At 34.2% G+C, this 23,804-nt stretch carries 29 protein-coding genes and 1 pseudogene; 28 read left to right on the top strand and 2 right to left on the bottom strand.

All coding sequences use genetic code 11. The features are described 5' to 3' along the window. Window positions 1–90 precede the first annotated feature (90 nt). The 15 genes from KDN24_RS15140 (at window position 91) to KDN24_RS15070 (ending at window position 10,803) form a co-directional block, all read left to right on the top strand. The gene (locus tag KDN24_RS15140) at window positions 91–303 is read left to right on the top strand and encodes a hypothetical protein (protein WP_409971830.1); all 213 of its coding nucleotides are present in this window, start codon (window positions 91–93) and stop codon (window positions 301–303) included. Between the two features lie 100 nt (window positions 304–403). Further along, complete coding sequence (locus tag KDN24_RS15135) at window positions 404–640, top strand: hypothetical protein (RefSeq protein WP_409971831.1); 237 nt, start codon at window positions 404–406, stop codon at window positions 638–640. 18 nt (window positions 641–658) lie between these two features. Further along, window positions 659–979: a hypothetical protein gene (locus tag KDN24_RS15130; protein WP_409971832.1), complete on the top strand. Its 321-nt coding sequence runs from the start codon at window positions 659–661 to the stop codon at window positions 977–979. A 39-nt stretch (window positions 980–1,018) separates the two neighbouring features. Further along, on the top strand, window positions 1,019–3,346 hold the full coding sequence (locus KDN24_RS15125) for a ribonucleoside-diphosphate reductase subunit alpha (protein ID WP_409971833.1): 2,328 nt from the start codon (window positions 1,019–1,021) through the stop codon (window positions 3,344–3,346). Between the two features lie 67 nt (window positions 3,347–3,413). Next, window positions 3,414–4,499: a ribonucleotide-diphosphate reductase subunit beta gene (locus tag KDN24_RS15120; RefSeq protein ID WP_409971834.1), complete on the top strand. Its 1,086-nt coding sequence runs from the start codon at window positions 3,414–3,416 to the stop codon at window positions 4,497–4,499. Beyond that, a complete protein-coding gene (locus KDN24_RS15115; RefSeq protein ID WP_409971835.1) occupies window positions 4,489–4,905 on the top strand; it encodes a flavodoxin family protein in 417 nt (138 codons plus the stop codon). Before KDN24_RS15120 ends, KDN24_RS15115 begins: the two co-directional genes overlap by 11 nt. Beyond that, entirely contained in the window at window positions 4,906–5,151 is a 246-nt protein-coding gene (locus KDN24_RS15110) for a thioredoxin family protein (protein ID WP_409971836.1), read from the top strand. Window positions 5,152–5,211: 60 nt separating this feature from the next. Beyond that, window positions 5,212–5,982 (top strand): pyrophosphohydrolase domain-containing protein, encoded by a 771-nt coding sequence (locus KDN24_RS15105; RefSeq protein ID WP_409971837.1) that lies wholly within the window; start codon window positions 5,212–5,214, stop codon window positions 5,980–5,982. A gap of 101 nt (window positions 5,983–6,083) precedes the next feature. After that, on the top strand, window positions 6,084–6,923 hold the full coding sequence (gene thyA / locus KDN24_RS15100) for a thymidylate synthase (RefSeq protein ID WP_409971838.1): 840 nt from the start codon (window positions 6,084–6,086) through the stop codon (window positions 6,921–6,923). 121 nt (window positions 6,924–7,044) lie between these two features. Further along, window positions 7,045–7,419 (top strand): hypothetical protein, encoded by a 375-nt coding sequence (locus tag KDN24_RS15095; RefSeq protein ID WP_409971839.1) that lies wholly within the window; start codon window positions 7,045–7,047, stop codon window positions 7,417–7,419. A 107-nt stretch (window positions 7,420–7,526) separates the two neighbouring features. Further along, on the top strand, window positions 7,527–7,673 hold the full coding sequence (locus KDN24_RS15090) for a hypothetical protein (protein ID WP_409971840.1): 147 nt from the start codon (window positions 7,527–7,529) through the stop codon (window positions 7,671–7,673). 2 nt (window positions 7,674–7,675) lie between these two features. Then, entirely contained in the window at window positions 7,676–7,879 is a 204-nt protein-coding gene (locus tag KDN24_RS15085) for a hypothetical protein (protein WP_409971841.1), read from the top strand. 179 nt (window positions 7,880–8,058) lie between these two features. Next, the gene (locus KDN24_RS15080) at window positions 8,059–8,601 is read left to right on the top strand and encodes a Holliday junction resolvase RecU (RefSeq protein WP_491348064.1); all 543 of its coding nucleotides are present in this window, start codon (window positions 8,059–8,061) and stop codon (window positions 8,599–8,601) included. A gap of 259 nt (window positions 8,602–8,860) precedes the next feature. Next, on the top strand, window positions 8,861–9,289 hold the full coding sequence (locus KDN24_RS15075; protein WP_409971843.1) for a hypothetical protein: 429 nt from the start codon (window positions 8,861–8,863) through the stop codon (window positions 9,287–9,289). A gap of 5 nt (window positions 9,290–9,294) precedes the next feature. Next, window positions 9,295–10,803 carry a recombinase family protein gene (locus tag KDN24_RS15070; RefSeq protein ID WP_409971844.1) on the top strand — a complete coding sequence of 503 codons (1,509 nt, stop codon included), beginning with the start codon at window positions 9,295–9,297 and terminating at the stop codon, window positions 10,801–10,803. A 97-nt stretch (window positions 10,804–10,900) separates the two neighbouring features. Here KDN24_RS15070 and KDN24_RS15065 read toward each other — a convergent pair. After that, window positions 10,901–11,398, bottom strand: a pseudogene (locus KDN24_RS15065) (asparaginase); the annotation flags it as partial. A gap of 256 nt (window positions 11,399–11,654) precedes the next feature. On the opposite strand from KDN24_RS15065, the gene prsW reads away from it, so the two are divergent. From prsW to fni, 11 genes are all read left to right on the top strand, one after another. Next, the gene (gene prsW, locus KDN24_RS15060) at window positions 11,655–12,326 is read left to right on the top strand and encodes a glutamic-type intramembrane protease PrsW (protein WP_409971845.1); all 672 of its coding nucleotides are present in this window, start codon (window positions 11,655–11,657) and stop codon (window positions 12,324–12,326) included. Window positions 12,327–12,456: 130 nt separating this feature from the next. Further along, window positions 12,457–13,293: a spore cortex-lytic enzyme gene (gene sleB, locus KDN24_RS15055; RefSeq protein ID WP_409971846.1), complete on the top strand. Its 837-nt coding sequence runs from the start codon at window positions 12,457–12,459 to the stop codon at window positions 13,291–13,293. A gap of 14 nt (window positions 13,294–13,307) precedes the next feature. Next, window positions 13,308–14,654, top strand: a complete 1,347-nt coding sequence (gene ypeB, locus KDN24_RS15050) for a germination protein YpeB (protein WP_409971847.1) — start codon at window positions 13,308–13,310, stop codon at window positions 14,652–14,654. A 136-nt stretch (window positions 14,655–14,790) separates the two neighbouring features. Further along, window positions 14,791–15,450, top strand: coding sequence for a flagellar brake protein (locus KDN24_RS15045; RefSeq protein WP_409971848.1), 660 nt, complete (start codon window positions 14,791–14,793; stop codon window positions 15,448–15,450). Between the two features lie 76 nt (window positions 15,451–15,526). Then, entirely contained in the window at window positions 15,527–15,706 is a 180-nt protein-coding gene (locus tag KDN24_RS15040; protein WP_409971849.1) for a YpfB family protein, read from the top strand. A 384-nt stretch (window positions 15,707–16,090) separates the two neighbouring features. Continuing rightward, on the top strand, window positions 16,091–16,345 hold the full coding sequence (locus KDN24_RS15035) for a hypothetical protein (protein WP_409970504.1): 255 nt from the start codon (window positions 16,091–16,093) through the stop codon (window positions 16,343–16,345). Beyond that, window positions 16,287–17,549: a group II intron reverse transcriptase/maturase gene (gene ltrA, locus KDN24_RS15030; protein ID WP_491348489.1), complete on the top strand. Its 1,263-nt coding sequence runs from the start codon at window positions 16,287–16,289 to the stop codon at window positions 17,547–17,549. The genes KDN24_RS15035 and ltrA overlap by 59 nt, the downstream gene beginning before the upstream one ends. 190 nt (window positions 17,550–17,739) lie before the next feature. Further along, window positions 17,740–18,414, top strand: coding sequence for a (d)CMP kinase (gene cmk, locus KDN24_RS15025; protein ID WP_409973466.1), 675 nt, complete (start codon window positions 17,740–17,742; stop codon window positions 18,412–18,414). A gap of 2 nt (window positions 18,415–18,416) precedes the next feature. Further along, window positions 18,417–18,998, top strand: coding sequence for a lysophospholipid acyltransferase family protein (locus tag KDN24_RS15020; RefSeq protein WP_409973467.1), 582 nt, complete (start codon window positions 18,417–18,419; stop codon window positions 18,996–18,998). Window positions 18,999–19,141: 143 nt separating this feature from the next. After that, window positions 19,142–20,281, top strand: coding sequence for a 30S ribosomal protein S1 (gene rpsA, locus KDN24_RS15015; protein WP_409973468.1), 1,140 nt, complete (start codon window positions 19,142–19,144; stop codon window positions 20,279–20,281). Window positions 20,282–20,293: 12 nt separating this feature from the next. After that, complete coding sequence (gene fni / locus KDN24_RS15010) at window positions 20,294–21,352, top strand: type 2 isopentenyl-diphosphate Delta-isomerase (protein WP_409973469.1); 1,059 nt, start codon at window positions 20,294–20,296, stop codon at window positions 21,350–21,352. 83 nt (window positions 21,353–21,435) lie between these two features. Here the strand turns inward: fni and KDN24_RS15005 are convergent, their stop codons facing one another. Further along, on the bottom strand, window positions 21,436–21,576 hold the full coding sequence (locus tag KDN24_RS15005) for a YpzI family protein (RefSeq protein WP_409973470.1): 141 nt from the start codon (window positions 21,574–21,576) through the stop codon (window positions 21,436–21,438). Window positions 21,577–21,693: 117 nt separating this feature from the next. On the opposite strand from KDN24_RS15005, the gene KDN24_RS15000 reads away from it, so the two are divergent. Then, window positions 21,694–22,302, top strand: a complete 609-nt coding sequence (locus KDN24_RS15000; protein WP_409973471.1) for a YphA family membrane protein — start codon at window positions 21,694–21,696, stop codon at window positions 22,300–22,302. 149 nt (window positions 22,303–22,451) lie between these two features. Then, on the top strand, window positions 22,452–23,762 hold the full coding sequence (der, locus tag KDN24_RS14995) for a ribosome biogenesis GTPase Der (RefSeq protein WP_491348063.1): 1,311 nt from the start codon (window positions 22,452–22,454) through the stop codon (window positions 23,760–23,762). The last annotated feature ends 42 nt before the right edge of the window (window positions 23,763–23,804 follow it).

Raw genomic sequence — 23,804 nt, 5'->3', positions numbered from 1 at the left:
ATTTTAAAAAAGTGAGGTGATTAAATGTATTTGGTTATTTACAAAATTATTAGTACAAGCAACCTCAATTTTATTTAGGAGTGAAGCAGCATGGAAAACCAAATTTGTATGATTTGCGATAAATTAAATATAGGTGAGAAATGGAATGTACAAATAAGAGATGATAAATCTTCTGTTATTATCACTGGACATAAGGATTGCATTGACAATATTGACAATGAGATTAAAAGAATTGAAAAGAATTCAAAAAAGATAACATTGAAAAAGATATTGAAGGAAATTGGATTGAATTTAGAATTCTAATATCTTTTTATAGTAGCAATAATATCACTGCAAGTAGATTAAGGACAAGTTAAAAAGTTCTAATTATAAGGTTAAATAATCTAACTAAGGAGATTCATATATGAGAAAACAACACAAAAGTTACAATAAGGGGTTAGTACGTACCATCTTTAATAACACATACGAGGCTTCATTTAACCCTTATAGAAAGTTTTATAGTTTCATTAGTATTGAAGGAAAAGATCATTATTTTGAATATGATGGAAAATTCATTAGTGAAGCAAGAACGCACTTTGAAGAACAGACAAGGTTAAATTCTGGTAAGTTTAATGGGAAAGTTTATTCATTTGAAAAATAATTAAATTGAGGTGAAAGAATGTTATTTGCTCATAAAAACTCTCTTGTCACTGTTTCTGAGGTTGAGGAAGATGGAGTCATACAAACTTTTTCGGGTGAGTTTCCAATTAAAAAGGGAGAGCTAAAAATTACTGATGAATATGGTAACTCAGATGTAATTACAAGGTGCAGGTTAAATGAGTACTATGTTCCAGTAAAAAAAGTAAAACAAGTAAATGTAGTTACAAAGAGTCCGTTTGAAGAAGCTTATCTCAATGAGTTAGCTGAAAATTATAAGCAAGATTGGGTTAATGATGAAGATTACATATTTGAAGATGAAGTGAGAATTAATGAGAAATAATTAAATTGAAAAATATATGTACGGAAAGTGGGTAATTGAGTGACGTTAATTACAAAAGATAGAAAATCTCACATTCAAAAAACAGAATTTAACAAAGAGAGATTCGATAAATTTGTAAATGAAATTGTACAAGATTCAGAAAAAAAGTTTGAACCGTCAGCCATTAAACAACTTAAAGACAACATTATCGTTCAATTAGAAGGTAGGTCTGAAATCGAAGCTGAAAGACTATTTGATTTAATCATAAGAGAATCAAACGATAATATTACAAAAAACACACCTTCTTTCACATATTTATCAGCCTCAGCTTTATTAAGGAAAATATACAAAAAAGCGTCAAAGGAAAGAGGGTTTGATTATAGAAAAGGATATGGTGATTATTATTCCTTTGTTTTAATGATGACAGAGAAAGGTCTATATTCTGAAGATATTATTAAATCTTATAGTGAAAAAGAGTTAAAACAAGCAGGGAAAATTATTGATAAGAATAAAGACAGATTGTTTTCATATGCTGGATTGTTTTTATTGGATAAAAACTATCTGATAAAAAGTTACAGTGGGAAACAATTAGAATTACCTCAAGAGAGATTTCTTACTACAGCCCTGTATTTAATGAAAGACGAGAAAAAAACAAAACGAATGGACTATGTTAGAGAAGCTTATTGGGTATTATCTAATCAATATGTTGGTCTAGCAACACCAACCTTAATGAACAGTGGAAGACCACTTGGGACACTTTCATCATGTCACATTTTAACTATGGATGATAGTTTAAAGAGCATTATGGATGTAATAAAAGATGTATCCACTTTCAGTCAAAACGGTGCTGGAATAGGAACATACCTTGGCTATTTAAGAGCTGGAGGAAGCTGGATTCGTGGATATAAAGGACGTTCAACAGGCGTTGTTCATCCTTGCAGGTTGTTAAGTAATATAGCAGAATATGTTGATCAATTGGGTGCAAGAAAAGGTGGTATTGCAGTTTATCTACCTTTATGGCATTTAGATATTTTTGATTTTCTTGATTTACGTTTGAAAACTGGTTCTCAGGAAAGACGAGCGCATTCTATTTTTACAGCAGTATGTATTCCTGATGAGTTTATGCGTAGGTTAAATAATCGTGAAACTTGGACAATTGTTGATCCTTATGAAGTTAATAAAAAGCTAGGGATTGATTTAAATACATTATACGATAATAAAAAACTAAGAGATGGCGAAATTCCAAACGAAGTTGACCATGCCTTTACATATTATTATCGAATTGTAGAGAAAAGTGAACTGGAGTTAAAGCGTGTAGTGCAAGCCAAAGATATTTACGCAAATATTTATACTGCTAGAAAAACTGGTGGAACTCCATTTTTATATTATAGTGACACATCAGCAAGAATGAATCCTAATTCACATAAAGGTATTCCACATGCAAGTAACCTGTGTACAGAAATTATACAGAATATGTCACCAGATAAACATGAAGAGGATGTTTTAAAAGAAGGTGGAGTTGTACTTCAAATCAAACATGGTGAAGGATTAGTCACATGCAACCTAAATTCACTTGTACTTCCAAATGTATTTAAAGATGATACTATTGATCTTCAACGAGTTACAGACATTCAAATGAGAATGTTAGATAATGTTATCTCATTAAATAGGACTCCTGTGCAACAAGCATCGCATACAAATAAACAATATAGAGCTGTAGGTGCAGGAGCTATGGGATTAGCTACACTTATTGCAGATAGACAGATTCAGTGGGATAGTAATGAAGCAGTCGAGTTTGCTGATAACTTATTTGAAAAATATGCTTATTCACTAATACTGTCTTCACATAAGTTAGCAGTTGAGAAGGGATCGTATCCTTTATTTGAAGGGTCTGAATGGCATACAGGAGAATACTTTGAAAAACGAGGATACAGTGCTTCTGAATGGCTAGAACTTAAAGATAAAGTTATGAATGGTGGAATTCGTAACTCTTATTTAGCAGCAATTGCTCCAACTGGAAGTAATAGTGTAATAATGGGTGGAGTTTCTCCAAGTTGCGATCCTTTATATGAAGTAATTTATCAAGAAGAAAAGGCTGGAATGAATGTAACAATGATTCCACCAAACTATTCACCTAAGACAATGTGGTTCTATAAGAGTGGATTTGAAATGGATGAAATGTGGTCTATCAATATTATCTCAGCTATTCAAAAACATATTGATCAAGGTATCTCACATAATATGCATATTCATAAGTCAATTAAGGCAAGTGAAATGTTACGATTAGATGTTGGAGCGTGGGAAAAAGGATTAAAGACCATCTATTATACCTACTCAGACACGAATAACGTTGACCGTTCAGAAGGATGTTCATTCTGTGAAGCATAATTAAATTAATCTGCACCTACTTAGTATATAGGTGCAGATAAGAATACTAACAAAGGAGATAATAATATTGTCTACAATTAAACCGTTTCGTGTATTTAATGGGAAAGTTAACAATAAATCAACTAGAGCATTTGGTGGAGAGGCAAGTGGAATTTGTGATTGGGATGATTTAAAATACCCTGCACTATTACAAATTAATAAAGAAATGTTTAGTGAATATTGGATTGAAGATGAAATTCGACTAGGGGAAGATATTAAGGATTATCGACAAAAACTTACAGATAAAGAGCGATATGCTTTCAATGTTGTTACTGGCTATCTCACTCAATTAGATTCCATTGCGAATAGATTCAACTTCTTATTAGGCTATTTAACTACTGATCCAAGTATTGCTGGATGTGTACAGTTAATCGCTTCTTTTGAAGGACTACATAATCGCTCTTATCAATATTTAACTTCAACAATGTTAAATGATACGGAGAAACGTCAAGCATTTAATGCTCCTAAACAATTGAAAACATTGATGAAACGAAATCAAATTATTATTGATAAGATTCAGGCATTAGTTGATTATGTTGAAGATGTACTTGTCGGTAAAGCAAAGGAAGATGAATCTAAGTTCTTTAAGCTTCTTTATGAAGGATTGTTAGCTTATATTATTTTAGAAGGATTATATTTTAGTGGTGGATTTGTTTATTTCCATTCACTAGCAAGGGATAATAAAATGATTGGCTCAAACAATATGATTAACTTAATTAAGAAAGATGAAACGCAGCATAATGTATTCTATGGATTAGTTATGCAAATTTTAATGTTGGAAAATCCTCAATTAAATAATCAAGAGAACTATGATTATGCAGTTAACTTCATAAAAGAGTGTGTCGATGCTGAAAAGGAATGGGCTAATGAAATCTTCTCTGATATTGAGACTATGAGTATTAAAGAATACACAGATTATATCGAATATCTTGCGAATGTTATCTGTAGAAATGCTGGATTAAATGACATTTATACTGATAATAAAGATATTAAATCTAAATGGATTCTAAACTATGGTGAGAAGAATGGTGAACATAGAGCGACAAAAGCAGACTTCTTTCAAACAAATGTGATTAATTATAGTCATGAAGGTGGCGAAGGTTTTGACCTCTAAAGCAGCGTACTACTTTTCAATGACAGGAAACACTAAATCAATACTTGAGCAACTAGAGAATATTAATGAATGGGATGTTTATGACCTTAATGAAATGAATCCAGAAGATGTTGATTTTAAGGATTATAAAACAATATTAATTGGAACATTGACGTTAGGTAGAGGAACGCCTCCTATATATTTTAAGAAGATTTTCAAGCAATTAGTAGAATTGAAGAATAGGAAGATTGGATTGTTCGGTAGTGGACAGTCACATTATGGTGATGATTTCTTTTGTGGAGCATTAGATGTCCTTGAAGATTTGCTGAGACAAAAGAATGAAATAGCTTTTAAATTAAAGTTTGAGAGCTACCCTACACCACCGGTAATTGAAGAATTTAAAAGTTTAGTTAGGGGGATGAATTAAATGAAAAAGTTGCTTAAGTTTGAGAAGGAGAATTGCCCTGCCTGTACAATGGTGGAGAATTTTCTAAATGACAATAATGTATTAGCAGAGAAAGTTAATCCATTTGATAATCCAAACCTTGCTGTAAAATTTGAAATTTCAAGTGTGCCAGTTACTATTTTACTAGATGAAGAAGGTAATGAGATTTCTAGATCAAGAGGTTTTAATCCAGATGAACTTCAAGAATTAATTAGTAAATTAATATAAAAAAGGCAATATCTTAATTGGTAAATTTCTTTACTAAAACTTGAACAAAAGGAGATTAATATGACACAAGCAAAACAAATTCGAAAAGGTATGTTAATTTTTATTCACCCAGAAAAGAAACAAGGTAAAGTATTATACATTAAAGGTGAAACAGTTGGTGTCGAGATAATTGTAAACAAACAAAGTAACTTACGCACAACTAAAACAGAAGAATGGAAAATTAAAGATGTCTCACCATTGAGAAAACGCAAAGCTAATAATAAAACATATAATCGAAATGAAACTTACTATATGGTTCGTGACTTTCATAAGGCATTTAATCATCCTTATAATGAAACACCTACTCCGATGGATAAAAAAACAGCTTTAAATCGTACTGTATGGACTGCGGAAGAATTAGTTGAATTATTGTACGCAACTGTTGGTGGAAATAAAGTTGAATTCTTGAAACTTACTGATAGTCTACTAGATGGAATTGGAGCTGCAATTAATAAAATGGTCGAAGAAGCAAAACCTGTCGAAGATATTCTTGTTGCTCAAGCTGATGCATTAACTGATGTTGAGTATTTTAATCAAGGTTCATTTACTATTCTAGGTGTTAAACCTTTTAATCTATTTAAAATAGTACAGGAAGCAAATATGGGTAAATTACATAACGGTATCCCTAAGTTTAGAAAAAGTGATGGTAAGATAATTAAGCCTGAGAACTGGGAACGTGATTTCGCACCAGAAAAGAGATTAAAAGAAGAAATTGAACGTCAGAAGAAAGATAAAGTCATCGTAGTACGTGATGGGAATGGTAATAGAGTCACAATGGAGTTTCCCCAATAATATATTGTAAAATAAGGATTTTATTTGAATCAACTTAATACATAAATATACAGGTGGGAGTAGAAATACTTTCACCTATTCTAATATAAAGGAGAGCTTGAATGAGTAAAGCTGATTACATAATAAAGGACAATATTAATAAAATACTTCAATTTGGTAAATCCGATGAAGGGGTAAATGTTCGACCGAAATGGGAAGACGGATCACCTGCTTATACGCTAAAAGTTTTTGGTGTGTTAAATGAATATGATTTAGAAGAAGAGTTTCCAATTGGTACACTTAGACCTACTGCATGGAAGTCTGGATTAAAAGAAGACCTTTGGATTTATCAAGATCAGTCAAATGATGTGAATTTACTAGAGAAGAAGTACGGAGTTAAATACTGGGATTCATGGAAGAATGAGCGAGGTAATTTGGGTTTAGCTTATGGAAGACAAATGCAATATGAGCACAAGTATAAGGAAGGTTATTTCAATCAGATTGATAGACTTATATGGGACTTGAAAAATGACCCTTACAGTCGTAGAATGATCACTAATTTATATAATCATCAAGATTTACATGACATGACGCTATATCCATGTGCATTCCTAACAATGTGGGATTTTGATGGTGAAAGATTAAATATGACACTTGTGCAGCGATCATCAGATTATCTTGTAGCTGGAAACATAAACGTAACTCAGTATGCTTTATTGCAACACATGATTGCTCAATCAGTGGGAATGAGGGTGGGTAAGTTGCATCACTATATTAATAATCTTCATCTATATACTCGTCATATCGAACAAGCAAAAGAAATAACTAATCGTGAACCATTACCTGCACCACTATTGATAATTGATGATGCCATTAAAAACTTCTATGATTTTAAACCTGAACACTTCAATTTAGAAGGGTATGAAAGACATTCGCAGATTAAGTTAGACGTAGCCATTTAACTCAATTAATAAATTTAAAATAAATTAAACTAAACTATTGAATTAAAGTAATTAAACTAATACAATGAGAGTAGCTATTATATTTACTCTTTTTTAATACAAAAAATATGAGGTGATGGAAATGTGTTTAGCAAGTACATACTTAAATGAACTAAGTAAGATTCAGAGAAAGATGCAATCCGATATTGCAAAAATTAGTAAGAAAGAATCAGAGTATGATAGAAAAGTATCTGACATTTATCATAAGATTGAGATTTCTAAATTCAATGCTTGTGAGGGATACTATCTTTCTAAAGAATTACAAGATGTACTACAAAAAAGAAGAGTAATAAAGCATGAAGGATCAAGATTAAGAAACATCTACAAATCATTATCCTTGGGAAGTAGAATACCTCAAGTTCAAAAAAGCATAGAAAAGACAATTAAAGAAAACAAAGAATATACTTCAAACTTTGGAATAAGCTTCAGTGATATTGAGTCAGAAGTTTTACATTAACAAGGAATGCATAGATAATACATAGAGATTGACGCATTAAAATAATTAAACTAATAACATTTATATAAAAGTCAAATTTTATAAAGAAAGAGTGGGAGGAGTTAAAAATGGAAAATAAGCTGCTAAAAGAAATCACATGTGATAATGGAATTCCTTTTAATAGTATTAATCCATTAAAGCCAGTTGTGATTGAGGGTATTAAGTTAAATGAAAAACTAATAAATACAAATCTTGTCATAGAAAAGGAGGAATAAACTTGTCAATAAAAATAACAAAAATGAGTGAGCTATCAGATGAACTTAGAGAAATCAGAAAAGAGATTGTGGGAAAGGTGTTAATTCTTACCACTGAGATTGAATATGCAACTGGGTCAAGAAAAACAAAGTTAAAAGCAAAGTATGAAGCATATCAAGAAGTGTGGGATATTCTAGGTGGAAATCTTGAAGATGATTTAAGTTAGAAACAAATTAAAATTTCACTTTCATAGACTTTTAAGGAGGTGATAATAATGTCAGAACTTATCATTGATGAGAATAATAAGGTAATAGATTTAAGTAATTTAAAAAAATATATAAGTTTTAAAATTAATTAAACTAATGTTAAAAAAGTAACCATTTCTATCTATAAGGAGAGGATAGGTTGTCAAAAAAGAAAAATGAAGGAAAACTTTTTGAGCAAGATGTGGAGACGAGTTGCAATGAACAAAATATCTTTTATTTTCGTGTTAGAGATGTAAAATTGCCTCCAGATGTAAGAATGAGAGTAAAGCTTCCACAAAATAAATTCGATTGTCTTCTATATTATAAGGATCATTTATTTCCAATAGAAATGAAGTCCACTAAAGACAAGAGTATTAGTTTAAAAGAACATATGATAAAACAACATCAGATTACTAGTTTAAAAGAATCTACAAAGTATAATGGTGTGATTGCTGGTTTTTTACTTAACTTTAGAGAACCAGAAACACGAACATTCTTTATACATATTGACGAGTTTATTAAATATAAAAACATAGCTGAAAATCAATTATCACATACATATAAAAGCAGGATTAATGAAAGCAGTATTCCTTTAAGAATTTGTGAAGAAATTGGAGTAGAGGTTAGAAGTGTGCTGAAAAATGTAAGGTACAGACACTATATGAATAAGTTATTAGATGAATTGATTGAGAGATATAAATAAATAGATAAGATGGTGATAATGTGAATGATGATACTTTTATTGTAAAACGAAATAATACTATAATTATTAAGCATAAATCGGTACAAGAAAAATTCAAAAAAGAACTATTGGAGAAAATTCCAGAATACATAATTGTCAGATTAGCAGAGCAAATACATAAGCATTTTTAATTCCATTAATAGAGTAGATTGACAACATTTACAATCTACTCTATTTTTTGTATATTATACTTAATAGAATAATATAGGGGGTACGTTTTATGAGAGCCAATTGGTCTAATGATGAAACCGAATTACTTAAAAAGATTTATTCAATCAAAACATCGAATCAATTAGCTGAATATTTTCCGCAGTACAGCAATACTCAGATTTTAAGGAAAGCAAAACAATTAGGATTAAAAAAGAAACCAGAAGTATCAAAGCAATCTCGCTTACAAAATTCAGTTATTCAAAGAAATGATTTATGGACTGATGAAGAAAAGAAAATAGTACTACAATATTATGGAAAATTTGGAGCTTTAGGTGTTCAAGAAAAATTAAACAATCATCGCTCAACTGAACAAATAAAGAAGATGGCATATCGATTAGGCTTGAATAGACAACAGAAAACAATTATGTGGGAACAGGTTGAAATCAACGTGTATAATGAACAGAATTTCTCCATAGAAGTTGTGTATAAAGGGAGGTAGATGAATTGTTTGCAGTACAAGATATAACCAGTATCATTAAAGCGATTAGAAATGTTGCAGTTTACCTCCGTAAATCTAGAGGAGAATTAGAGAAAGATTTAGAAAAGCATCTGTTAATAATGAGAGAGATATGTGAAAAAAATGAATGGAATTATATTGAGTATGCTGAAATTGGTTCTGGTGAGTCTATTGAAGATAGAATTAAAATAAAAGAACTACTCAGAGATGTTGAGGAAGGGTTATACGATGCTGTTCTCGTGTTTGACTATGATCGTCTTGGTAGAGGAAGTGGTACAGATCAAGACACCATAAGAAGAATTTTCAAAAATAGTGGAACATTGATTATTTCATCTAATCCATTTGAAATATTTAACCCTAATGATGAACGTGATGAAGAAACAATGGACTTTAAAGGGTTTATGGCTAGAAGAGAATATAAGATGATTACTAAACGCTTAACTACAGGAAGAAAAATTGGACAAAGGATGGGAAGGTGGTCAAACGGACAAGCTCCATATGGATATAGGTATAATTCAGATTTAAAAAAGTTAACAATAGACAAAGAGCAGTCGGAAATTTATAAAACACTAATTGTTAAAGAGTTTTTAGATGGTAAGTCAACATATGACATTGCTTGGATTTTAAATAAGAAAAAAATTCCTTCGCCAAGAAATGGTCAATGGACAGCTAATACAGTGAACAGATTACTTAAAAGTGATGTGCACTTAGGACATATTACTTCTAATAAGACAGAAGGTACTCGACTATCGCAAACAAATTCATTAGATAAAAAACCTTTTAGAAAAAAATCAAAAGAAGAATGGATTGTGGTGAAAAATTGCCACACTCCATTAAAAACTGAAGAAGAACACATGAGAATACTTCATCTAATGAGCGAAAAAAAATCTCACTCAAAAGGTGGAAATGTCAATGCTTTATCTGGCTTAGTAAAATGTCATAACTGTGGAAGCACTCTTACTATACAAAGAGAGGAAACTGGTATTTTTATCAAGAAATGTACTGAATGTGGAAGGTGTAAAGGTGGTGAAATTGAGATAGTAGAAGACGCTATCTATAATGCAGCCATCTTTGTAAAAGAAAGATTGTCGCAAATTAACACAATAGAAACCAACAATGTGGAAAAACAAGCAATTATAGAAAGGATAAAACTTTTAGAAGACGAATATGAGAAAAATGAAGAAGCGTTAGAAAAAATTGAGGATGCATATGAAATAGGAATGTATTCTGCGGATAAAGCCAAGAGAAAAATGAAAGTTAGACAAGAAAGAATATTAGAGTTAGAAGATGATTTGAAAAATGAAAAGAAGAAACTAAACGCCTTTTCTATAGTTTCTAATGTAGAGAGGATTAAAAGAATTGATAATTTTTTAAGTGAAGCTGAAAATACAACAGAGCAAAGAAAAATGAATGAAATATATAAAACAATTATAAGTCATGTTAATTGGTATAAAGATGATTTATATGAAGTGAAGGTAACTGTAAATTTTCTTTAAGGGGATAGGCTATATTATAGGCTGTATTCTCTCAATTTAAAAGGTAAATCAATTAGGCTCATATGTAGAATTATGAAAGTATTTGCAACTAATTCTATGTATGGGTCTTCGTAACGTTTTCTGCAGTATGAATCTCGTCATTAAGGACGACGAGAACCCCTTTATTTCTTGCTTCATCACAGGTAGCCACTCTTATAGCAGAGATTAAATTATATAGTCCATCTGCACCAATTTCATTGCTAGAACGCATGGCACCAGTTACGACGATTGGCACCTGACTTTTGAGTGTTAAATCCAGAAAATAAGCTGTTTCTTCTAATGTGTCTGTCCCATGTGTGATCACAACACCCGATACGTTTTCTGTTTTATATGTCTCGATTAATTCCTTCAATTTGTACATTTCGACTGGTGTAATATGTGGTGAAGGGAGGTGAAAGGGCTCCTCAACGATAATATTAGCCATTGAACTTAATTCAGTTGTTTTTTCTATTAACGGATTGTGTTCAGTCGGGCTTACAGCTCCTGTTGAACTGTCTTCACTCATTGAAATCGTTCCACCTGTATGAATGACTAGAACATTTTTCTTTTTCAACATGTATACCCCCAAAGTTTATCAATTTCTCGTCTGCGAAATTAAATCTCGTTTCTTTCATTATTTTTATTAAAAATGCTAATAAAAGGTATGGCTTAAATGAATTTAGTAGACATTTATCATTTAACTGGAAATATATTGTTAACAGTAGCTCTTAAATGGGAGTCTTCATCTAAATAAAGTAAAACTTAAGCTTCTAGTTTTCTTTCTTTTCATAACATGTTACGATTAAGAAAAGAGTATGAAATGAGGGCAGCACATGCTTGGAATATTAACTGCGGGTATTGCCCCTGGATTAGCATTATTAAGCTATTTTTATTTAAGAGATCAATATGACTCAGAGCCTATTTTTACAGTTTTTAAAACTTTCTTGTTTGGGGCGTTGCTCGTTTTCCCAATCATGTTTATTCAATATGTTCTTAAAACAGAGGATATTTTCCAGGCAAGCTTTGTAAATGCCTTTTTTTCTTCGAGTTTACTGGAAGAATTTTTTAAATGGTTTATTCTTTTCTATGTGGTTTATCAACATGCTGATTTCGATGAGCCATATGACGGGATTGTTTATGGTGCTTCAGTTTCACTTGGCTTCGCTACATTAGAAAATATTTTTTACCTTGTTTCAAATGGACTTGAATTTGCACTTGGACGAGCATTGCTGCCTGTTTCCAGTCATGCCTTATTTGGTGTTATCATGGGTTATTATATCGGAAAAGGTAAATTCACAGCAACCTCTAAGACGAAATGGATTATTATTTCGTTATTTTTGCCTTTCATTCTTCATGGCATATATGATTATATTTTAATTACACAGGAAAATTGGTTATTTATTATGCTTCCATTTATGATATTTCTTTGGTGGCTCGGTTTAAGGAAAGTTAAAATGGCAAGGGCAATGAGCGAAAAACATTATGAAAATCAATTGAATTTCTAAAAAACTCTTCATGAAAAATGAAGAGTTTTTTGATTTTGTCATGATATTTTTCTTTGTTTTTGTATAAAAAACCTTCTAATACAAAATATAGAGTTAATGTTAAAAAGAATTACTGTGGGGGTTACAATCAATGAAAACACGCCTTTTATTTCTAAAAGTCTTTCTAAGTGTTTTATTCTGTCTATTCCTTACTCCAATGAGTGGAAATGAGGAGAGTGCTAGTGCATTTTCAAATCAAATTATCCAGAAAGGTGCTGTAGGGGATGATGTTATCGAATTGCAATCTCGGCTCCAATACTTAGGCTTTTATAATGGGAAGATTGACGGTGTATTTGGTTGGGGGACATACTGGGCGCTAAGAAACTTCCAATATGAATTTGGCCTCGATATTGATGGATTGGCAGGTGCAACTACAAAAGCAAAATTAGTAAAAGCCTCGAAATATGATGAGGCGTATGTAAAGAAGCAGATAAATAGTGGAAAGAAGTTCACTTATTATGGTGGAGTTGATTTAAATAAACAAAATGCAACTGGAACAACAACTAAAAAGGCACCTGCCAACCAAGGTGCTGCACAAAAGAAACCGACTGCAGCAAATATTCCTAATGGTTTTTCCCAAAATGATATTCAGCTAATGGCAAATGCTGTGTATGGGGAATCTAGAGGAGAGCCTTATATTGGTCAAGTAGCTGTGGCAGCTGTTATTTTAAATCGAGTTAATAGTGCAACCTTTCCAAATACTGTATCCGGAGTGATTTTTGAGCCAGGCGCTTTTACAGCTGTTGCAGATGGACAAATATGGCTTACACCAAATGAAAATGCTAAAAAAGCGGTTTTGGATGCGATTAATGGATGGGATCCGACAGGGCATGCCCTCTATTATTTTAATCCAGACACTGCTACAAGTGCTTGGATTTGGTCGAGACCTCAAATTAAGCAAATTGGAAAACATATATTTTGTAAATAAAGAGGTGAAGGAAATTGCTTAGGGTGTTATTAATTGCAGTGCTATCATTAGGTGTCGCGGGAACAGCTTTTTGGGGCTACCAAGAGCATCGTGAGAAAAATGCTATCTTAATTAATGCAGAAAATAATTATCAACGCGCCTTTCATACTTTGACTTATAAAGTTGATTTATTGCATGACAAAATCGGAACAACTTTAGCGATGAATTCTCGGAAATCATTGTCACCAGCTTTAACGGAAGTATGGAGATTAACCTCTGAGGCCCATAATAGTGTGGGACAACTCCCGTTAACACTTCTCCCGTTCAATAAAACAGAAGAATTTTTAGCAAATATCGGTGATTTCAGTTATCGGACAGCAGTGAGAGATTTAGACAAGGAGCCGTTGTCAAATAAGGAATATACGTCATTAAAAAAGCTATACTCTCAATCAGCTGATATTCAGAATGAATTGCGAAAAGTACAGCATTTAGTCCTAAAAAATAATCTTCGTTGGATGGATGTTGAAATGGCGTTAGCTTCAGGAAAACAGGCAACAGACAATACAATTATCGACGGATTTAAAACGGTTGAAAAAACGATAGAGGGTTATGGTGAAACAGACTTAGGACCAACATTTTTAAGTCTCGAGAAAAAGAATAAAGATTTTACACATATAAATGGAAAAGACATTACAGCTAACGAAGCAGTAGCTGAAGCAAAAAAATACACTCCTTTTAAGAATGCAAAGGTACATGTAACTGAAAACGGAAAAGGCTCTGATTATGCATTTTATAGTGTTTCCCTGCAAGATAATAAAACAAGGCAAGAAGCAAGCATGGATATTTTGAAAAAGGGTGGCTACCCGATTTGGTATATTCTATCAAGAGATGTAAAAAAGCAAAACATTAGTTTGAATGAAGCTAGTGAAAAGGCAAGTCGTTTTCTTAAAGATAATGGATTTACGGATCTTGAACTATTCGAAAGTGCTCAATATGACCATATTGGCTTGTTTACTTTTGTAGCAACACAATCAAATGTTCGATTATATTCTGATTCGGTAAAAATAAAAATTGCTTTAGATAATGGAAATATGATCGGTTTTTCAGCTGGGGATTATTTACGCGCAAATCATAAGCGAAATATACCAAGTCCTGCCATTTCTCTAGAAGATGCGCGAACAAAATTAAATCCACAATTAAAGATTATGGAGGATGGTTTAGCCATTATTAATAATGATCTAAACGAAGAAGTTCTTTGTTACGAATTTTTAGGGGTCTTGGGAAATGATACGTATCGTATTTTTATTAATGCGAAAGATGGTCATGAGGAGAAGGTTGAAAAGCTGCAAAATGCAGAGCCAATATTTGAAGAGACGATCTAATCTTGGTTTTTAAAAAGTGCAGGATTAAGCTAGCAATGTCTACATCATTCGCTTTTCTTATGTACAAATCTTTCTAGTCATGTCATAATTAAATGACAAGTTTCTCCTTTTTTTAAAACTAGAAAGAGTGATCCTTATGATAAATATTGGTGATGTACTTATTTTGGAACCTAAATATTCAGACAAGATTGAAAAATATAAATGCAAGCTTGTAGAAAAAGTAGGGGATAAGTTATATATTGATTATCCAATAAATATGGAAACGAACAGAACGGTGTTTCTAATGGAAGGGACCCAATTAAAAACAACTTTTATCTCCATAGACGGGTCTGTTTATCTTTTTGAATGTGAAGTTTTAAAAAGAGTTAAGACGAATATTCCGATGATCGTTCTCTCTTATCCAGGAAACGAACATTTAATAAAGATTCAGCGTCGACAGTTTGTCCGAGTGGAAACATCAGTTGATACGGCTGTTCACCCGAATAATTTTGAATTTCAGCCCTTTGTTACGATTACAGAAGATATTAGTGCAGGCGGAGCCGCAATTATTAGTAAAAAACATACAAAAGTTAAACAAAATATGATTATTCATAATTGGTTTGCATTACCAATGCAAAATGGAGAAATTCATTATGTAAAACTAAAGAGTAAAGTTGTTCGAGTTATAGATTTTAATGATTCTCATTCAATTATTTCAGTTCAATTTATTGACATTTCCGCAATTGAGAGACAGCTATTACTTCGCTTTTGTTTTGATAGACAGCTTGCATTGAAGAAAAAAGGATTGGAAGTATAAAATCTAACAGTAAGAAGCATAAATTTTTTGATAATCTCCCATAATAAGAATGAACGATGTATTGGGGCGGTTATAGATGAAATCGATAGAAAGAATTTTGATAAAAATCGTGATAATTCAATTTATATTTTTAATGTTTGCACAAATTTTTTTCCATAAATTAAATGCGCTTCCTGAATTAAAAGAGCTAAGTCAATATGAGGGTGTGACAAAGGATAATTTCACTCAATTGCTCGAAACGTTTAAGGGACAATGAGAAAGCAGGTAAATACCTGCTTTTTTTTTCGTGCGCCCAGCATGGGTGCAATCTATAGGGTGAAAGTCCCGAACTGTGAAGGCAGAAGTAGCAGTAGCTTAACGCAAGGGTGTCTGTGGTGACGCAGAATCTGAAGGAAGCGGGCGGCAAACCTCCGGTCTGAGGAACACGAACTTCATATGAGGCTAGGTATCATTGGACGAGTTTGCGAAACAAAACAAAGTCCTTTCTGTCGAAGGTGATACAGAGTAAATGAAGCAGATAGGTGGAGGGAAAGATTGCACTCTTACCTGGGGAGGTCTGATGAGAACATGAAGTACCCTTCATAACCTACTTGGCGACAAGTAGCTGAATCATCAGAAGTCAGCAGAGGTCATAGTACAAATGGGTCTAGAACCATTTGGAAGGACTGAACAATTAAGAGAGAATAGCCCTTGGCATGCCGTTCTGGATGATGGAACACAGAAAACAGAGAAACCTCACATGATGAAGGTAGTGGTGAATCCCATGAGGTGCTTCATGGAGGGTGTAGTTCAGGCGGTTATAAGAAGACAAGTTATTCACGGAAAGGAACGAAATGGTGAAATTGAATCAAATTTTAGCACGACTGAATATGATACAAGCACTCAAGCGAGTTGAGGCGAATAAAGGAAGCCATGGAGTAGACATGATGCCCGTAAAATCCTTACGAGAGCACATCCTCGAAAATTGGGAATCCATTAAATCGCAGATTCTAGCGGGAACCTATGAACCGCAACCGGTGCGTCGTGTCGAAATCCCGAAACCAGACGGCGGTGTGCGTTTACTAGGTATCCCCACCGTGACAGACCGTTTGATTCAACAAGCTATATCGCAGATATTATCAGAGGAATATGATCCAATATTTTCGGATAATAGCTATGGATTTCGACCAAATCGGAGTGCCCATGACGCTGTCCGAAAAGCGAAAGGTTATTTGAAAGAAGGATATCGATGGGTTGTCGATATGGACTTAGAAAAGTTCTTTGACAAAGTCAATCATGACCGCTTAATGAGTACATTAGCGAAAAGAATTCAAGATAAGCCATTACTCAAACTCATCCGAAAATATCTCCAAGCCGGTGTCATGATAAATGGAGTGATTTCAAGTACAGAAGAAGGAACACCACAAGGTGGTCCACTCAGCCCGTTACTTTCAAACATCGTGTTAGATGAGCTCGATAAAGAATTAGAGAGACGAGGTCATAAATTCGTTCGGTACGCAGATGACTGTAATATTTACGTGAAAAGTAAACGTGCAGGCGAACGTACGATGGCAAGTGTACAGCGATTTATTGAAGGAAAACTACGACTTAAAGTAAATGAACAAAAGTCAGCAGTAGACCGACCGTGGAATCGGAAGTTCTTAGGGTTTAGTTTTACCTACCATAAAGAACCGAAGGTTCGTATTGCGAAAACAAGCCTACACCGAATGAAGAAGAAAATACGAGAAATTACCTCAAGAAAGATGCCATTTCCAATGGAATATCGCATTGAAAAACTAAATCAATATCTAACTGGTTGGTGTGGTTACTTCGCGCTCGCAGAGACACCAACAATATTTAAATCTTTAGACAGCTGGATTAAAAGAAGATTGCGAATGTGCCTTTGGAAGAATTGGAAGAACCCTCGAACAAGAGTCAGAAATCTCGCTCGCTTTAACATTCCTTATGGAAAAGCATATGAGTGGGGAAACAGTCGAAAAGGCTACTGGCGAATTTCAAATAGCCCCATATTACACAGAACCCTCGGCATTTCCTACTGGGAAAAGCAAGGGTTAAGAAGTCTGCAAGTTCGTTACGAATCTTTGCGTTACTCATCTTAATTGAACCGCCGTATACGGAACCGTACGTACGGTGGTGTGAGAGGTCGGGGGTTAATCACCCCCTCCTACTCGATTTATTCAAAAAGATAATATAAGAATTTATTTAAGGTGATTTCGCTTTTATATGATAAAATAGAGAAGATGGTAGTTCATCGGAGATAATGGTTTATCCTTGAATTTAGGAGGAAATATGAAGAATCAGATTTCAATCGCAATTGATGGTCCAGCTGCTGCTGGGAAAAGCACGGTCGCAAAAATCGTGGCAGAGCAATTAAACTATATATACATAGATACAGGTGCTATGTACAGAGCCTTAACGTATAAGGCACTTCAAGAACAAATAAGCTTAGAAGATGAGAATAAGCTACTTGGAATTTTACAAGTTACTACGATAGAGTTGCTTTCAAGGAATAATAGTCAGCTAATTTACTTAGATGGGAAAAATGTTACGGATGAAATAAGAACGTCAGAAGTAACGAATTCAGTTTCAATTGTTGCAAAGCATAAGTTAATCAGAGAAGAGATGGTCAGAAGGCAGCAAAGCTTCGCCGAAAATGGCGGGGTGGTGATGGATGGTAGAGATATTGGCACACATGTCCTACCCTTTGCGGAAGTGAAGATTTTTCTACTTGCATCAGTGGACGAGAGGGCCATTCGCAGACATACCGAGAACATTCGCAAAGGCTTCCCGTCTGACTTAGAAAGATTAAAGGAAGAGATTTCAACGCGTGACAAGCTTGATTCTGAGCGTGAAGTTGCTCCTTTGAAGAAAGCGAAAGATGCAATCGAAATTGACACGACTTCCTTGTCGATCAATCAAGTAGTTGAAAAAATTATGTTGCTTGCTAATGAAAGGATCGGATGAATTTGACGTTTTATTCTTTTGCAAAATCGGTAGTATATGGAGTATTGAAGCCATTATATCGGTTTGAAGTAATTGGAAGAGAGCATTTTCCGAAAGATGGGGGTGTCCTTCTATGCTCAAATCATATTAATGTATTGGACCCGCCAGTTGTTGGAATAAATGCTCCCAGACCTGTTCATTTCATGGCAAAGGCAGAATTATTTAACGTTCCTCTTTTAGGGAAAGTAGTAAGCCATTTAAATGCTTTTCCTGTAAAAAGAGGTATGAGTGATCGAGAAGCATTGCGAAAAGGATTAGGTATTTTAAAGGAAGGTAAAGTATTAGGTCTTTTTCCAGAGGGGACTAGAAATAAATCTGGGGAATTAGGCAAAGGGCTAGCTGGTGCCGGGTTTTTCGCACTTCGAACAGACGCACAAGTTGTGCCCTGTGCCATTATTGGTCCATATAAGGCATTTAAACGATTAAAAGTAGTCTATGGAAAACCAATAAATATTAAGGAGTTTCGTGAAAGAAAAATTTCTGCAGATGAAATGACTGAATTAATTATGGATGAAATTCGTAAACTGATTAATAATAATCGCTAAACCTTCTTGCTTGACAAAAGAAGTCGTTTATAAGAAGTTAATAAAAAGGAAATATTTTAAAATTAAAGCTACGGCGAAATCGTAGGAGCAATTGGAAAATTGTTCGAAAGGAAACTTCCGCATTTCGATAAGGAGGAATACATATGTCAGAAGAAATGAACCAAGTAGAAGTAAAGAATTTTGAAATTGGCGATAAAGTTACAGGCCAAGTTACTAAGGTTGAAGAAAAGCAAGTTATTATCGATATTCGTGATAGCAAGCTAGATGGGATTATTCCTATTAGTGAATTATCTAGTTTACATGTTGAAAAAGCTAGTGACGTCGTTTCTGAAGGTGATGAGCTTGTACTTGAAGTGCTTAAGGTAGAAGAAGAAGCTCTAATTCTTTCTAAGCGTAAAGTAGATGCCGAGAATTCATGGGAAACCCTTGAGAAGCAATTTCAATCAGGTGAAACATTTGAAGCGGAAGTAAAGGATGTAGTAAAGGGTGGACTAGTTGTTGATCTAGGTGTACGTGGATTTGTGCCAGCTTCATTGGTCGAGACATTCTTTGTTGAAGATTTTACAGATTATAAAGGGAAAATGATGACATTCAAAATCGTTGAACTTGAGAAGGAAAAAAATCGACTAATTCTTTCACATAGAGCGGTTGTTGAAGAAGAAAATAAGCTGAAAAAGAACCAAGTTATTGATTCTCTACAGTCTGGTCAAGTGTTAGAGGGAACAGTACAAAGAATTACTGATTTTGGAGCGTTTGTAGATATTGGTGGTATCGACGGACTCGTTCATATTTCACAGCTTTCATATGATCATGTTGAAAAGCCATCTGATGTCGTTGAGGAAGGTCAAAAGGTTCAAGTAAAAGTTTTAAGTGTAGACCGTAATAACGAAAGGGTTTCACTATCCATAAAAGAAACACTTCCTGGACCGTGGGCAGATATTGCTGAGAAGGCTCCGAAGGGCAGTGTTCTTGAAGGGGTCGTAAGAAGGCTTGTATCTTATGGAGCATTCGTAGAATTATTCCCAGGTGTTGAAGGACTCGTTCATATTTCACAAATTGCTCATAAACATATTGGTACTCCACATGAAGTATTAAAAGAAGGGCAAACAGTCAACGTGAAAGTGCTTGAAGTCAATGAGCAAGAACAACGTTTATCATTAAGCATAAAAGAACTTCAAGAAAGAGAACCTGAATATATTACTGATTACGAGCTTCCGGAAGAATCTAAAGGATTCCAACTTGGCGAAATGATCGGTGATAAATTAAAGAATTTGAAAAATTAATGGTGATTAAATTTGTCAAGATCAAAACGAAAATGGGATCATATACAGTTAGCTCTTTCAACTGGGCAAGGAAGGCAAGCAGGCTTTGATGATATAGCCTTTATACACCAAAGCTTGCCTAATTCAGCATTGGACGAGGCAAATATAAGCACAAAAATTGGCGAACTTTACTTAAGCTCGCCCTTTTTTATCAATGCCATGACTGGTGGCGGAGGAGAGAGAACTTTACAAGTTAACGAAAATCTTGCCATTGCTGCGAAAGAAACAGGATTAGCCATTTCTTTAGGGTCACAAATGTCAGCACTTAAAGATCCTTCCGAAAGAAAAACATATGACATCGTTCGCAAAGTATATCCGAAAGGGCTCATTATTGGCAATTTAGGCAGTGAAGCAAACGTAGATCAAGCAAAAGCAGCTATCGAAATGATCGAAGCTGATGCGCTCCAAATTCATTTAAATGTTGTTCAGGAATTGGCGATGCCGGAAGGTGATCGTGATTTTCGCTTTGCTCTTAAGCGTATTGAGAAAATTGCAAGCTGTGTCAATACCCCAATTATCGTGAAAGAAGTTGGCTTTGGGATGAGTATGGATACTGTTGCAAAACTTCAATCGGTAGGGGTTGCCGCTGTAGATATTGGTGGATATGGTGGGACGAATTTTGCGAAAATCGAGAATGAAAGACGAGCAAGTTCATTGCCATTTTTTGATGAATGGGGAATTCCGACGCCAATTGCGATTGTTGAAGCGAAAGAGGCGAGTACAAACATGAGTGTATTCGCATCAGGTGGTATTCAATCAAGCCTTGATATTGCCAAATCAATAGCTCTTGGTGCTGATGCTGCTGGTGTTGCTGGTTTTTTTCTTAAAATACTTATCAAAGAAGGAATTGAAGCTTTAATTGAAGAAATCAAAACCATTCAGCATGAATTAGCCTTGATTATGACAGCTTTAGGTGCAAAAAGTATTGCCGATTTACAGCAAGTCCCAATGATTATTTCTGGCAAAACTCACCATTGGTTAAGTGAAAGAAGTATTGATACGAAGAAATTTAGCCAAAGAAAAATCCAATAAAAAAGCTCTTGCAACTAGCGAGAGCTTTTTTGATTTGGATGGTAAACATGTAATTTTGACCTCTAATTTTCCTCATGTATTGTTCAAATCTTATTGTTATTCATTTCTCTAGCTTCCTCTGGACTTTGCAATTTAGTAGCTCCAGGATAATGGAGTGCTTGGTCTCGATCAGATTCAGTTCTTCTGCTTTGTTTAAGTTTTTTTTCTTGTCGATCCTTTTCCATTGAAACCACCTCCCACTCCTTAAGATGGAATAATTCCTTTATTTTTATACAAAATTGTAAGAAAAAGATTAAATTACATTGTCAAGAGACATAATGGGAATGATAGAGGTGGAGAGAATGGAAGGATTATTGTTTTTTTGGATTTCGTGGGCATTTTGGATACTTGCTACTTTTTTTATGAAAAGAAGTGGAAACGAGCGATTGCTCCTGTCAATTTGGTTGCTTTTGTTCATCATTATTTCTTCAAATAGTCTATCTGTTTTCGGATTACGTATTTCGTATGCGAGTATTTTTCTTTTTACTACTTGTTTCTTTTATTTAGCTAAGGTAAATAGAAAAGTGACATTATATCTATTCTTATGCACTTTTATTATTATGCTTGCATATGCGAGTTTTCATATATTTGAATTATTTGATCCAGTCTGGCTCATTTTCCCACGCTATTGGATGCTTTCTGTTATTCTTGTTGTATTGTCCATTGTATTGCAAAAGAAAAAATTTTTAAGGTTTTTTATCATGCTGCTAGGTTCGATCCAAGGTGACTTTCTTTATGCTATTATTTTAACGAAATATTCCTTTCCCTATTTGATAGGATCTTTTGTCTATTTGGATGTAGCAGCCATTTCTGCTTGTTTACTAGCCATCTGGAACGGGTTTGAATTAATCGCAGATTTGTTTGCTAAATACTATAGTCAATCTGAGAAGGAGAAACAAAAACTCACGTGATGTTCAAGGCTGCACTTTTCTTCTTGCTTGAATGGTATTGCTTTGATAAGATAATTAGGTTGGACCCTTCTATTGTGAAAGAAGGGTTTATTTTAGCTAAAGCGGACAGAACGCCGAGTTTTTCGAATTGATATGAAAGGGTGATATTCGTGGCAAAACCAGTTGTGGCAATTGTCGGACGCCCAAATGTAGGAAAATCAACAATTTTTAACAGAATTGTCGGGCAGCGAATCTCGATTGTAGAAGATATTCCAGGAGTAACGAGAGATCGAATATATAGTTCAGCAGAATGGTTAAACTATGATTTCAATATTATTGATACTGGCGGAATTGATATTGGGGATGAGCCTTTCCTTGAACAAATCCGTCAACAAGCAGAGATCGCGATTGATGAAGCAGACGTCATTATCTTCTTAACGAATGGGAGGGAAGGCGTAACATCAGCAGATGAAGAAGTAGCAAAAATTCTCTATAAGGCAAAGAAGCCTGTTGTACTTGGTGTAAATAAAATTGACAACCCGGAAATGCGAGAGCATATTTATGATTTTTATGCGTTAGGATTTGGAGAGCCATTTCCGATCTCTGGTTCTCACGGTTTAGGGTTGGGAGATTTACTTGATGAAGCTGCGAAGCACTTTCCAAAATCAAGTCAAAAGGATTATGAAGATGATACAATTAAATTTTCTTTAATTGGCAGGCCTAATGTTGGTAAATCATCACTTGTTAATGCAATCCTAGGTGAAGAAAGAGTTATTGTCAGTAATATTGCAGGTACAACTAGGGATGCGATTGACTCCCAGCTTACTTATAATGGTCAAAAATATGTCATCATTGATACGGCAGGAATGCGCAAAAAAGGCAAGGTATATGAAACGACAGAGAAATACAGTGTTCTTAGAGCATTAAGAGCGATAGAACGTTCAGATGTTGTACTCGTTGTCATCGATGGAGAAGAAGGCATAATTGAGCAGGACAAGCGTATAGCTGGCTATGCTCATGAGGCAGGCAGGGCCGTTGTTATCGTAGTGAATAAATGGGATGCAGTTGAGAAAGATGAAAAAACGATGAAAGAATTTGAAGAAAGAATTCGTGAGCACTTCTTATTCCTTAGTTATGCACCTATCGTTTTCCTTTCGGCCAAAACAAAAAAACGGATTCATACACTAATTCCTATGATCAATACAGTTAGTGAAAATCATTCATTGCGCGTGGAAACAAGTGTATTAAACGATGTTATTATGGATGCAGTGGCAATGAATCCAACACCAACAGATAAAGGGAAGCGATTAAGAATTTACTATACGACACAAGTAGCTGTGAAGCCGCCTACATTTGTTGTTTTTGTAAATGATCCAGAATTACTTCATTTTTCATATGAGCGCTTTTTAGAAAATAGAATTCGTGATGCTTTCGGATTTGAAGGCACTCCGATTAAGATTCTCGCACGGGAAAGAAAGTAGGCTAGACAGAGAAAAAAGGAGGTGTTCTCTTGGGACAAAAAC

This window comes from Cytobacillus sp. Bva_UNVM-123 (genome assembly GCF_046351715.2).
Taxonomy (GTDB): Bacteria; Bacillota; Bacilli; order Bacillales; family Cytobacillaceae; genus Cytobacillus.
The sequence above is the reverse complement of the archived record's forward strand: the minus strand, read 5'-3'. Positions and strand labels throughout refer to the sequence as shown.